This is a genomic window from Butyrivibrio sp. AE2015, from assembly GCF_000420825.1.
Lineage (GTDB): Bacteria > Bacillota > Clostridia > Lachnospirales > Lachnospiraceae > Butyrivibrio.
Genome location: NZ_ATVR01000005.1, coordinates 123,222 through 136,390 on the forward strand (window position 1 = coordinate 123,222; position 13,169 = coordinate 136,390).

Annotated in this window: 11 protein-coding genes; 5 read left to right on the forward strand and 6 right to left on the reverse strand. The window is 39.9% G+C overall.

Features of this window, described 5'->3' with window-relative positions; translation table 11 throughout:
* Positions 1 to 110: 110 nt before the first annotated feature.
* Both G585_RS0104490 and G585_RS0104495 read left to right on the forward strand, forming a co-directional pair.
* The gene (locus tag G585_RS0104490) at positions 111 to 524 is read left to right on the forward strand and encodes a hypothetical protein (protein ID WP_022773278.1); all 414 of its coding nucleotides are present in this window, start codon (positions 111 to 113) and stop codon (positions 522 to 524) included.
* Between the two features lie 175 nt (positions 525 to 699).
* On the forward strand, positions 700 to 1,770 hold the full coding sequence (locus G585_RS0104495) for a GGDEF domain-containing protein (RefSeq protein ID WP_022773279.1): 1,071 nt from the start codon (positions 700 to 702) through the stop codon (positions 1,768 to 1,770).
* A gap of 31 nt (positions 1,771 to 1,801) precedes the next feature.
* On the opposite strand, the gene G585_RS17105 is transcribed toward G585_RS0104495, so the two are convergent.
* From G585_RS17105 to G585_RS0104510, 3 genes are read right to left on the reverse strand one after another with little or no spacing between them, the layout of a single operon-like run.
* Positions 1,802 to 2,698 (reverse strand): metallophosphoesterase family protein, encoded by an 897-nt coding sequence (locus tag G585_RS17105; RefSeq protein ID WP_022773281.1) that lies wholly within the window; start codon positions 2,696 to 2,698, stop codon positions 1,802 to 1,804.
* Between the two features lie 19 nt (positions 2,699 to 2,717).
* Positions 2,718 to 4,532 carry an ABC transporter ATP-binding protein gene (locus G585_RS0104505; RefSeq protein ID WP_022773282.1) on the reverse strand — a complete coding sequence of 605 codons (1,815 nt, stop codon included), beginning with the start codon at positions 4,530 to 4,532 and terminating at the stop codon, positions 2,718 to 2,720.
* Positions 4,529 to 6,364 (reverse strand): ABC transporter ATP-binding protein, encoded by a 1,836-nt coding sequence (locus tag G585_RS0104510; RefSeq protein ID WP_022773283.1) that lies wholly within the window; start codon positions 6,362 to 6,364, stop codon positions 4,529 to 4,531. The genes G585_RS0104505 and G585_RS0104510 overlap by 4 nt, the downstream gene beginning before the upstream one ends.
* A 247-nt stretch (positions 6,365 to 6,611) precedes the next feature.
* Between G585_RS0104510 and G585_RS0104515 the strand changes: the two genes are divergently transcribed.
* Positions 6,612 to 8,000, forward strand: coding sequence for a GGDEF domain-containing protein (locus tag G585_RS0104515; RefSeq protein ID WP_022773285.1), 1,389 nt, complete (start codon positions 6,612 to 6,614; stop codon positions 7,998 to 8,000).
* Position 8,001: 1 nt separating this feature from the next.
* Positions 8,002 to 9,447, forward strand: a complete 1,446-nt coding sequence (locus G585_RS0104520) for a GGDEF domain-containing protein (protein ID WP_022773286.1) — start codon at positions 8,002 to 8,004, stop codon at positions 9,445 to 9,447.
* A gap of 125 nt (positions 9,448 to 9,572) precedes the next feature.
* On the opposite strand, the gene G585_RS0104525 is transcribed toward G585_RS0104520, so the two are convergent.
* Positions 9,573 to 10,592: a GGGtGRT protein gene (locus G585_RS0104525; RefSeq protein WP_022773287.1), complete on the reverse strand. Its 1,020-nt coding sequence runs from the start codon at positions 10,590 to 10,592 to the stop codon at positions 9,573 to 9,575.
* A 22-nt stretch (positions 10,593 to 10,614) separates the two neighbouring features.
* Positions 10,615 to 11,307 (reverse strand): iron-sulfur cluster assembly scaffold protein, encoded by a 693-nt coding sequence (locus G585_RS0104530; RefSeq protein ID WP_022773289.1) that lies wholly within the window; start codon positions 11,305 to 11,307, stop codon positions 10,615 to 10,617.
* Between the two features lie 264 nt (positions 11,308 to 11,571).
* Between G585_RS0104530 and G585_RS0104535 the strand changes: the two genes are divergently transcribed.
* A complete protein-coding gene (locus tag G585_RS0104535) occupies positions 11,572 to 12,240 on the forward strand; it encodes a UDP-N-acetylglucosamine pyrophosphorylase (RefSeq protein WP_022773290.1) in 669 nt (222 codons plus the stop codon).
* 663 nt (positions 12,241 to 12,903) lie between these two features.
* Here the strand turns inward: G585_RS0104535 and G585_RS0104540 are convergent.
* The coding region (locus G585_RS0104540) for an IS3 family transposase (RefSeq protein ID WP_026663776.1) at positions 12,904 to 13,169 on the reverse strand (266 nt) is incomplete at its 5' end.

Consider the following 13,169-nt stretch of genomic DNA (forward strand, 5'->3'; position numbering starts at 1 on the left):
GATAATCCATATCTTTTCTGTGATAATATCCTTAATAGTATGATTATTACTGATACTATGCTTATGGCACGGAGGCCTTAAGTATGCATTTTTAGCAAGGAGGTGCGAACATGGCAAATATATTCAGCAGCCTTTCCGGCTCATATAATTATGTTAATGACATGAGCAATCTTTTGACTGACTACTCCAGTATCAAGAGCGGCGCATATGGTTCCCTTATGAAATCCTATGTAAAAAAAGTAGGTAATCAAAATGCCCTAAACGCGTACAGGGAAACCGGCTCAACTACGGTTGCTACTGATTCTGAATCAGCAACAAGCGCTACAAAAAAGACTGTTACGCATAAAACCAATTTCCTTGATAGTGTTGGACGATCAGGCTCCTCTTCTGACTCTACTGTTACAGCTGATAAATATAACAAATACAAATCTTCCTGGCTTGACGATCAGCTCAAGAGCTATGACAAAGACGCGAACAAGACCACTGCGGCTGACACTTCAGTTGCTCTTGACACAACTGTTTAAGAGAAATCATTATTATATGACATTAAGGCTCTGAAAATTCTGTTTTCAGGGCTTTTTTGTGCATTCAACTTTATTTTTCTTTAGTGATTTACTATATTGAACTAGACATTTTCATTCGAACAAATATAATATATCTGTTTAAAGATAAAAAGTTATTATTTTGTGGGTAAATTAAATGGAGAATTCATTTGACAATTTTTTTCTTGCAGGTCTGGTAAAAAGAGAAAAAGTTCAATACGACCTTGAAGATAAAGAATTTATTACTAAAACGGCTACAGCACTTCTTTTGATACATATCATCCTTGAAGGTGTTTATACATATTCGTTCTGTACTCCAATGATCTACATCAATCTTGTAAGCATTGGAATTTATCTAATAGAGTTTGTTTTAAATGCCACAGGACATAATGTAATAATTGTATGGATAGCACATTTTGAGATCTATTTTCATATTATTTTTGCTACTGTTTTTATGGGATATAAATGTGGATACTGGCTTTGGCTTTTCCCTTGTGTGCTTTCAGTTATCACACCATATTTTATGCCTCTTCAGTCAAAAGTACAGAGCGTACTGGCAAACATACTTGTTCTTCTATACATTGTAACCTTCATAGCACTATATGGTTTTCATGAGAACGGTTATCTCCCGATCGGATATGTTGCTTCTGATTCTATAGCTACTTTTATGTACTATACAAATGGCCTTATAGCATTTTCTTATATCATTGTTTACACAACAGTATACTGTGTGAACATAAAAGAAAACACAAACAGACTCAATAATCTTGCCAATACAGATTATTTGACAGGGCTTTATAACAGGCAGTTCATTCAAAAACTGATATACGACGAATCCTACGAAAATGTTGCAATCATGGACGTTGACCATTTCAAAAACATCAACGACACATACGGTCATCTCATGGGCGACCATGTACTGATTGAAATTGCAAAAATACTCTCATCTCACAGTGAATTATGTTGTGGAAGATGGGGCGGCGAAGAATTTCTTATTCTTTCAAAGGATTCTCAAAGTTACAATGATTTTTGCAATATCATACACGATATCTGTAATGAAATATCAGATAACATATTCTCTTATGGCGGTAATGATATAAAAGTAACTTCTTCTTTTGGAACCGCTACCTGCAATGATGGCATGACTCCCTATGACCTTTTAAAAGAGGCTGACAGCAGGCTCTATACAGCCAAGAATCAAGGAAGAAATTCTGTAATATCTGCATAATTATAGGCGCATCAAAGCGATGCGCCTTTCTTTATGCCTCTTCATCGTGAGGTATCTCTTTTCCGTTCAGATCAATATAGTTTTCCTTAAGGGCAATAGCCCAGTACTTCTCAGGAATATTTGGCCATTTAACAACGCCCCTTTCCTGCTCGCAAAGCCTCATGGCGCGAAGAAGAACAGTCTGGTTAAGATCAATTCCGGTCCTTATTGTATGCATGGTGACCGCAGCCCAGGCAGGTGCGTAGGTCTTAAGTTCTGAGTTTTTAAATTCCCTTAGGATCTCTTTTCTATCATAGTCCAGCTGCACATACTCTTCTTCCCAGGTCTTTCCATTTCCATGTAGTATACAAAACTGAGTCTTACCATCATGGTACCACGGAATGCCGACAGATCCGGGATTTACTGCCTTCTTTCCCCTGTAAATGTAAGTGTCCTGTACATGATTATGACCATGTAAAAGAACTCCCGTCTTTAGGTGAGACAGCACCTTTTTGGTATTTCTTTTCTCTCTGAAAAGAAGCTCTGAAGTCTCATTAGGCGACCCATGGCAATATTCAAAGCCCGGAAAGCCCTTTTGCTCATATATTCCATAATTTGGAAGGGAAGCAAAAAAATTAAAGTCCTTATCAGTCAGATTCTCATAGGTGTACAAAAGTGAGCCGCTGGCTGACCCCTTTTTCCAATTACCCTCTCCATTCTTTCTGTAATTAAGAAGGTACTCCTCCCTGTTTCCCCTAATAATATAAGTCTCAAAATACTGCTTAAGCACATATATCTGTTCCATGGTCTTCTGAGGATTGGGGCAGTCTGTAACGTAATCACCGAGAAGTACAAATCTAGTAATCCCCTTCCCCATTGCGTAATCAATGCACGCCTGAAGCGCCGAATGATTACCATGTATATCACTAAATACCGCTATATCCATCATATTAGTCTGCCACCCTTATTCATCCTGCTGTCTGATTAAAAGCTTCATCAGCAAACTGCCTTGTAAAGAGCTCGTGATAGAAACCTTTATGTTCCATAAGCTCCTTATGGGTTCCTCTCTCTATTATTTTACCATCCTGAACCACTAAAATGATATCCGCATCAACGATAGTTGAAAGTCTGTGTGCAATAACAAAGGACGTTCTTCCCTTAGTAACAGTAACAATGGCATCCTGAATTGCCTTTTCAGTCACAGTATCAATAGAAGCTGTTGCCTCATCAAGAATAAGGATTTTGGGATCGGAAAGAATTGCTCTGGCAAAAGACAAAAGCTGCTTTTCACCGGTTGAGAGCATTCCGCCGTCTTCTCCAACATCGCTGTCAAGTCCCTTATCCATGCGCTTAACAATTGCCTCGGCAGACACAAGGCGCAAAGCCTCCCAAATCTCGTCATCCGTAGCGTCAGGCTTTCCATACCTTAAATTATCCCTTACTGTTCCTGAAAAAAGATGTGGTGTCTGCAGAACATATCCGATGTTACTGTGAAGCCATAACTGAGACCTGTCCGCAGCATCTTTTCCATCTATAAGGACTCTTCCGCTCGTGGGCTTAAAAAATCTGCAAACAAGATTTACCAGAGTCGATTTTCCGGCACCGGTTTCTCCAACGATGGCAACATTGGTCCCCTGAGGAACTTTGAGATTAAAATGCTCAAGGACATACTCATCCCCATCAGGATACTTAAAGGTCACATCCTCGAACTCAATATCGCCATAGAGCTCTTCCCAATTTTCTTTCTTTGGATTAAAGGTATCTCCATATTTTTCTATGACATCCGGTCTGTCTGAAACGTCAGACTCAGTCTCTATAAGCTTAAAAAATCTCTCGACATTTACCTGAACACTTATAAGCTCAGATATTGTGACGATAACGTTCTGAACCGGTTCCATAAGGCCAAGTGCATAAGACAGGAACACAGACAGAGTACCAATCTGGATAACCCCTTCCATTGTCGCAAGGCCGCCTCTCCATAAAACAAGGGAAAGAGCCAATGAGGACATTAATGTTATCGATGATGTGAAGAGCGCAGAGAAATGCGCTGTATGTACTGAAGTTCTGTACATATTACTTGTATCTTTTTCAAAATCATTTTGGATCTTATCTTCTACAACCAGGGTCTTGATCGCTTTTGCACCGGTAATCCCCTCATTGAAATTACTTGTTATCGTAGAATTTATCTCACGTATCTTTCTGTTAAGAACGATTAGTTTTTTCTGGAAGTACATAGAGAAAAGAGCTGCCACAGGAACAAGCACAATTACATAAAGCGCCAGTTTCACATTGAGGAACAGCATCATAATAAGAACGCAGACAATATATGATCCATTCCATATAATGTCCATCATTCGCCATGATACCATTACTCCGATCTTGCCCGTATCGCTCATTACCCTTGCATGGATATAGCCCACATTATTCTGGTTGAAATATGCGAACGAAAGCTCCTGCAGATGGTTAAAAGAAGCATTTCTAAGATCTCTGTCCATACTCATCTCAACCTGCCCGCAGACATAAGTAGAAATATAATTATCAATTACCTGCAGAATAAGGATAACAAGGTAAAGGATTACAAAGCCTCCAAGGCCTTCTAATGTCTTTTTACCTACAAAATTGTCAAGTGCATACCTGTTAAAAATAGGATATATCGAGTCAACGAGGGAACTTAGTATTCCCAGAGTGACCATAAATACTATCTTGGGAAGATATGGCTTAATAAATGGATATAGTTTTGGTATTCCAAAAAATGGTAGTTTTGTTAATTGTTCGTTTTTCATATTCCCTGCATCTGTATATCGTAGATTTTTTTATAAATTCCATTGTTCTTTAAGAGCACGTCGTGGGGGCCCTCTTCCGCAACTTTCCCGTGATCAAGAACTATAATGTGATCCGCATGCATAAGAGTCGTTATTCTGTGAGAAATAAGGACCACCGTTGTATCATAAGTAGACTCTAAAAGTCCACGTCTTATTTTTGCATCTGTTCCTGTATCCACAGCAGAAAGCGAATCATCAAATATCATTACAGGAGGCTTTGAGACCAGAACCTGCGCTATAGCAGTTCTCTGCTTCTGTCCTCCTGACAATGTCACACCTCGCTCGCCTACATAGGTGTCATACCCCTGCCCAAAATTCTGGATAGTCTCATCCAAAGCGGCTACCTTCGCAGCATCCCTTACCTGTTTAAGGTCATTATCCTTAAGGGTTATTCCTATATTTTCAGACAAGGTCCTCGAAAACAAGAAGGGTTCCTGAAGCACAAGGCCAATGTTCTTTCTTAAATGACTAGCCTTGATGTCCTTAATATCAGTATCTCCGACTGTTATTTTTCCGCAGTCCTCAGGAAGGTCATACAGTCTGTCCAAAAGATACATAAGCGTCGATTTACCCGACCCTGTTCCGCCCAGGATTCCAACCGTTGTTCCTGCTTTTATGGTGAAGCTTACATTATTTAGAACTTCTTCTGAACCATTTCCATAGGTAAAAGAAACATTTTCAAAAGAAATATCCTGATTCATTGGTACTTCTTTTGCATTTTCTTTATCCTTCTCAACCTCAGAATTCATGATATATCTGATACGTTCAATAGAAACTCCGGCTTTACTCATCTCAGAGATAATTCTTCCAAGAGCCCTTACAGGCCATGTAAGCATAGCGTTGTAGGATACAAATGCAATATACTCACCAACAGTAATACTACCGTTTACAGCAAAAACAGCGCCAACAACAGTTACCAGCATAACCTGACAGCCTGAGATCAGATCGTTTGAAGACCAGAACAAAGACAAAATCCTCATGATCTCAATCCAGAGATTTGTGTACTCAAAGTTCTGTTTTTCAAATCTTTCCTTTTCATACTGTTCTCTTCCAAATGCCCTGACAACCCTCACACCTGTGAGATTTTCCTGGGCTGTAGCTGATAGTCTTCCTTCCTCATTGTCGGCTTTTTCAAAGCTTCTGCTGATCTTGTTATGAAAAATGAATGAATACAGCACCACGATTGGAATGAACACCGCAGAAAAAATAGAAAGAACTCCGTTTATCTGGATCATAAAATACATGGCGATAATGATCCTGATAATGATCCTGACTAAAGACAGGAGCTGTTCTGATATGAACATCTTTACAGTATCAACGTCTGAAGTGCACCTCTGGATGATATCACCTGTATGATTCTCACTGTGCCAGGAAAAAGTCAGATGCATGATATGCTCAAAAAGTTTATCTCGCATCCTCTGGATAAGCCTCTCCGCAGCATGAGCATTGCACACTTTAAACAAATATCTGCATATTGCTGATAAAAGAGCAAATAGAGCAACTAAAAGGGCCATGATATAGATATGGTCTTTAAGAAATGCCCTGTCTCCTATTGCATTCAATAAAAGTCTCAAATACGCAGGTATGCTCCCACTTTCATCCGGAACATCCACCAAAAGATAATCGACCGTATACTGAACAACCTTGGGACTTATGAGTTCAAAAAAAGTTATTCCAAAGGAAAGGATGACCGAAAGGCAAAAGAAAGTCTTACTTCCTCTAAGAAAAAACCACACAAGTTCAGATTTTGTATTAAATTTATGATTGATTGTCTTTTCTGTTTTATTGTTCATATGTAAAAAAATCCTGATCTAATACTGTGATAATTATAATAAAAGCGGCACAGTTAAGCCATGCCGCTCAAAAATCATTATATCAATTGTATACCTCTTTTTAAAGTATTATTGTAATGATTATTTTATAGGAATTTCATAATTTATACATTGAGATATTAAAAAATTTAATCTCCTATATGCTATTATATAATAGTATAAATATTATCGTGATGCCGTTATTTTTAAGTATCTTTTGGAGGATAAAATGTCTGGTATCGATTATGAAACACTTAAAACTATAGTAAACATGTGCAACATGCCCTCTGCTATTTTAGCAGTTGAAAAAAATACTGACGGGACCTGCGGGAAGATTCTCATGGCTGCAACAAACGACAAATTCAGTATGACCGGAGAAGACGTTGAAGGCCAGCCCTATGACCTGAAAATACCAAGAGATCCAAAATTCGAAGAGATATTGTTTAAAGCAGCCTGGAATAACGAGCACTATCACGCCTATGTCGACACCACAAGGCTTTATGGCTATTGGACTGAAGATATAGTCATTCCCATAAACAATAATGGTGATTCCAAAATCGGATATTGCCAGTTTATCTACAATCTCAATAAAGAAATGGATTCCGGCAAGTACTCCATTATTTCACCGGATATAGCAAGCTTTGTCATCAGGACCTGCCTTAACCTCAGGAAAAATGACGATTTCTACACAACTATGAATCTCGTAACAAAAGAAATCCGCGAATTCACTGATTCTTTTGCCACATCTATTGTCACAGTCTCAAAAGATCTCTATCAGTTCGAAGTCATCAGCGAATCCGTCAGAAATAACCTTGTCAACATACATGACATCTTCACTGATATTCCATATGAAATAGTTGAATCATGGGAAGATCTTATTTCAGGCACAGACTGCATCATCATCCGAAACGAACAGGATATGTGCGATATTGAAAAGCGGGCACCTGAGTGGGTAAAGACACTTAGGGCAAATGATGTAAAGACCCTTTGCCTTGCGCCTTTCATTCATCAAAACATGATAATCGGATATCTTTTCATCACTAATTTCGATATCAGCCAGCTGGCACGATTCAAAGACACAATTGAGATGGTCGCTTTCTTCCTGGCTTCAGAGGCAGCGCACCACATCTTTATTGATAAATTAAGAAGTCTGAGTTCCCTTGATATCCGTACCGGTGTTCAAAACAGAAACGCCATGAACACAAAGGTTGACGAACTTGCCATGGAACTTAAGATGGCTCCTGTTCCTTACAGTGTTGCTTTCTGTACCTTGAGCACCTTAAAAACCATCAATATAAATCAGGGACATGATGCCGGAAACAATCTCCTTAGAGATGCAGGAAAGATACTTCGCGAAGTGTTTAAAGATGACTTTATTTACAGATCTGCAGGCGATGAATTTGCAGTAATATCAACAAACAGCTCCGAGGCAGAATTCAGCAAAAAGATCGACACCTTAAAAGAGAAAGCTTCAGACCCTGAATGGGTATACTTTACAGTTGGTTACTATACCGACACCACCGACGGTTCACTTCATACAGCTATGAGATTTGCAAATCAATACGGCCAGGAATTCAAAGAAGAATTCTATTACACACACCCGGAGATGATAAAATAATATGACAAATGAAACCTATTTGAAATTAAAAGATTATGTTAATCAGCTCCCAATTCCAAGTACGATCATGGCTGTTGAGAAGCTCCCTGACGGCAGTTGTGGTGAAGTGCGCTTTGCTGTTATAAATGATCTTTTAAAGAAAAACTATTACGATGTTTTTGTTGGTACCGAACATGATGCTGGCGTTGATTATGAATCCTTTGATAAACACCTTGAAGGACAGCTCTATACCATGCACCTTCCAAAAGAGCCAAATTTTGAAGATGTTTGTTTCAGAGCTGCATGGAAAGGTGAGTTTATAAACACCTATGTTGACACCTCTAAAGTTTACGGTTATTGGACTCAGGACATCCTCAATCCCATCATGGAAAAATGCGATGATCCTGCTATCTCCTACTGCCAGCTCTCCTATACTTTGAATAAAGAAATGGACACAGGCAAATTTGCAGCCGTTTCTCCAGACATTGCCAGCTTTGTTATAAAGACCTGTCTCGAGCTTAGAAATGAGCATAAATTCCTTGATAGCATGGAAATTGTCACAAAAGACATTCTCGAGTACACGAATTCATATGCAGCAAGCACACTTACAATAGACAAAGAATTCAGATCCTTTGATATAATCAGTGCTGCTTCATCGGATCCTCACAACGATATCCGTGGCGTCTTCTCTTCTATTCCTTATGAGATTGTAGAATGCTGGGAAGAGCTTGTAAAAAAGACAAACAGTATAATCATAAAAAATGAACATGACCTGGATTACTACGAGAAAAAGGCCCCTGCCTGGGTTAAGACCTTGAGAATAAATAAAGTTCAAAGTCTGTGTCTTGTTCCCTTTACCCACAACGGAGAAACAATAGGTTACCTCTACATCACCAACTTCGATGTAAGTCATCTAGTAAGGATAAAAGAAACTATTGAACTTATCTCATTCTTTTTATCATCTGAAGTTGCTAACCACCTGTTTTTACAAAGGCTCGAGTATCTCAGTAACGTTGATATGCTTACAGGAGTATTTAACAGAAACTGCATGAACGTAAATGTAGACGAGCTGGCGCTTAAACTTGAATTTAACCCACGGCCTTTCAACGTAGCCTTCTGCGACCTGAATGGTCTTAAGACAATAAATGATAATGGCGGCCACGAACAGGGCGATAAACTTCTTGTTTATGCTGCTGATGTGTTAAAAGAAGTTTTTGCAACAGACAAGATTTACAGGGCAGGCGGTGATGAATTTACTATCATTTCCTTCGATACTGAAAAGAATTTTGAAGAAAAGATAAAAATCCTTCGTGAAAAAGCATCTGATCCCAACTGGCTCCATTTTGCCATTGGTTACTATCATGATGCAGACTCAGGTAATCTCCGTCTTGCCATGCGCTACGCAGATGAACGCATGTATAAAGACAAAAACAAATTCTACGAACAATACCCCGATAAAAGGCGTTAAAAAAAGCGAGTGCTTAGCACTCGCTTTTTACATACTTTAAACAAGGAAGTTCGGCTCTCGCACTTCGTGCTCGCCCGAACGACCATGCTGACTAGACTCGACAAGACCTCGTCAAGTCATCATGGTCAGAACTTACCAGCTTTTGCAGCCTCTTCGATAGAAACGGCTGTTGAAACTGTCATACCAACCATAGGGTTGTTACCAGCTCCGATAAGACCCATCATCTCTACGTGAGCAGGAACTGATGAAGAACCAGCGAACTGAGCATCTGAATGCATACGTCCCATAGTATCTGTCATACCATAAGAAGCAGGACCAGCTGCCATGTTATCTGGGTGAAGTGTACGACCTGTACCACCGCCTGATGCTACTGAGAAGTACTTCTTACCAGCTTCAACACGCTCTTTCTTGTATGTACCTGCAACTGGGTGCTGGAATCTTGTAGGATTTGTTGAGTTACCTGTGATAGATACGTCAACGTTCTCCTTCCACATGATAGCTACACCTTCCTGTACGTCGTTAGCGCCGTAGCAGTTAACCTTTGCACGAGGTGAATTAGCATCCTTAGAATAGCACTTTCTGAATACTTCCTTAACCTCGCCTGTATAATAGTCATACTCTGTCTCAACATATGTGAATCCGTTGATACGAGAAATGATCTGAGCAGCGTCTTTTCCAAGACCATTAAGAATAACTCTAAGAGGTTTCTGACGAACCTTGTTAGCCTTCTCTGCGATACCGATAGCACCCTCAGCAGCTGCGAATGACTCGTGACCAGCAAGGAATGCGAAGCACTCTGTATCCTCTTCAAGAAGCATCTTTCCAAGGTTACCATGTCCAAGACCTACTTTACGTCTGTCAGCAACTGATCCAGGGATACAGAAAGCCTGAAGACCAATTCCGATTGCTGCAGCAGCGTCAGCAGCCTTGCGGCAGTTCTTTTTGATTGCGATAGCAGCGCCTACTGTGTAAGCCCACTTTGCATTTTCGAAGCAGATTGGCTGGATGCCTTCGATAAGCTTGTAAACATCGATGCCAGCTGCCATTGTTATATCTTTACACTCTTCGATAGAAGAAATTCCATACTCCTTAAGGCAAGCCAGGATCTGGGGCTCTCTTCTTTCATATGATTCAAATAAAGCCATTGTATATTTTCCTCCTTACCTATTACTCGTGTCTTGGGTCGATGCAACGAACTGCATCTGCAACACGTCCATACTGTCCCTTAGCCTTCTCAAGAGCTGTGTTTGCATCATCACCAGCCTTGATGAAGTCCATCATCTTACCAAAGTTAACATACTTGTATCCGATGATCTCATCGTTCTCATCAAGTGCGATATCTGTGATGTAACCATCTGTAAGTTCAAGGTAACGAGGTCCCTTTTCAAGTGTACCGTATGTTGTACCAACCATTGAACGGTTACCCTTACCAAGATCCTCAAGACCAGCACCGATCTGAAGACCATCCTCTGAGAATGCAGACTGTGTTCTGCCGTAAACGATCTGAAGGAAGAGCTCTCTCATAGCTGTGTTGATAGCGTCACAAACAAGGTCTGTGTTAAGAGCTTCAAGAACTGTAAGTCCTGGAAGAATTTCAGAAGCCATAGCTGCTGAATGTGTCATTCCTGAACATCCAATAGTCTCAACAAGTGCCTCCTGAATGATACCGTCCTTAACATTTAAGGAAAGCTTACAGCAGCCCTGCTGTGGAGCACACCAGCCGATACCATGTGTATAGCCGGAAATATCCTTTATTTCTTTTGACTTAACCCACTTAGCCTCTTCCGGAATGGGAGCTGCACCATGGTGTACCCCTTGTGTAACAGGGCACATGTTTTTTACCTCTGTAGAGTAAATCATGAAAAAATCTCCTTTCGTATTGTGAAGTAACTTTCATTACTTGCTACCTATTTTTAGACTGGCCATAATTCGATGCATGCCAAGCATCAGGCCAAAGATAATGCCTTCTGAAAACATACCCTCAGAAAACACCATCATTATTTTTGCACATAATGATGCTAATTTCAATAACGTTGTTTATTTTTTAACAGATTTTTTAGTCTTATCTTTTCAGATATGTTATTATTGACTTGTTAATTCAAAAATATAGGTGAGGTATTTAACATGGAAGAATTTAAGATTTCAAATATGTATGATCTAAATGAAACTATCGCTGCTGATTATATGAAAACTAAAGAATATCCTTGGGAGCTTCTTGCAGGTATAAAGGATTACATCATTGAACTTGGAAACAGCCTTCCAGCTGATAAATATGAGAAGCGCGGCGAAAATGTATGGGTTGCAAAGAGTGCAAAGGTCTTTGATTCTGCTTACCTTGGCGGACCATGTATCATAGATGAGGACGCAGAAGTCAGACAGTGCGCATTCATCAGAGGAAGCGCAATCGTTGGTAAAGGTGCCGTTGTTGGAAATTCAACCGAGCTTAAGAATGTAATTCTTTTCAACAAGGTTCAAGTTCCTCATTATAACTATGTTGGAGATTCAATCCTTGGATTCAAGGCTCACATGGGAGCAGGTTCTATCACTTCAAATGTTAAGAGCGACAAGACTTTGGTCGTAGTAAAGAACGGCGCTGATGACAAGGTAGAGACAGGTCTTAAGAAAATGGGCGCAATGCTCGGTGACAATGTTGAAGTTGGCTGCAACTCAGTTCTTAACCCAGGAACAGTAATCGGAAGAAACTGCAACGTATATCCACTCTCTTCTGTTCGTGGTTGCATTCCTGAGGGACACATCTTCAAAGATAAAGATCACGTAGTAAAGAAGAATTAAAATATTAAACGATAATTGGTTCAAAGGAATTGATCTTTTTACGAATGCTTACGCCGATGGCGTAAGCATTCTTTTGTTATCAGTTCATCCTTTATAGTAATAACCATATGATGAAACAAATATGTGTATTGGAAACGATACTTTGAAGACAGAGGGACGGTTCAATTGACTTATAAAAAGTCATTTGAACCGTCCCTGTTATTCTACGTATAAGCGTAAGAAATTGGGAATTAATTACGGCTCCGTCCGCCACCATTGACTGAGCCTGAGAAAAACGCCTTGGTCAGCGAGCCGACGGTGAGGATGATGGGAACAGTAGATTTTCACGCACCGTCGGATTCAGCATTGTAGCGTTTTCCTCAGAACCCGTCAATGGCAAGCACCTACGGTGTGGCTAGGTACAATGGCCTCTGGCTCTGACTCCGAGAACAGTAGATGTTGATTCTTCTAGAACGTATAAGGCTTTATTCCCTCGGCTCCCAATGTTATGAGAGCGAGCTGCTGCTTTGGGCATATAGCTTGTTTTTAATAGCTCGGCCACCTGCAATTAACCGGTTTTGGGCTCATAGCCTGATTTCAGGCTTTCAGCCACCCCGCATTATAGCTTTTATCGTTAAACTACTACCCATGTCAAGGACAGTATTTGAAATTTACACCCATTTTTTAGACCAGCATCTTCTTTGGATATTCTCCGGTTTTTATGTATCTGTAGTATTCATTTGGTGATAGTTTATTAAGACTAAGTTTATATCGGTCATTGTTGTAGTAGTCAATCCAATCATCTATGGCGTTTCTTATGTCATTTACAGAATTCCATTTACGTGATTTTATGCCAAGCTCCTGTTTCATATGTCCAAAAAAACTTTCCTGTGGTGCGTTATCCCAACAGTTACCCCGGCGAGACATTGATTGACGTAAACCATAATCAT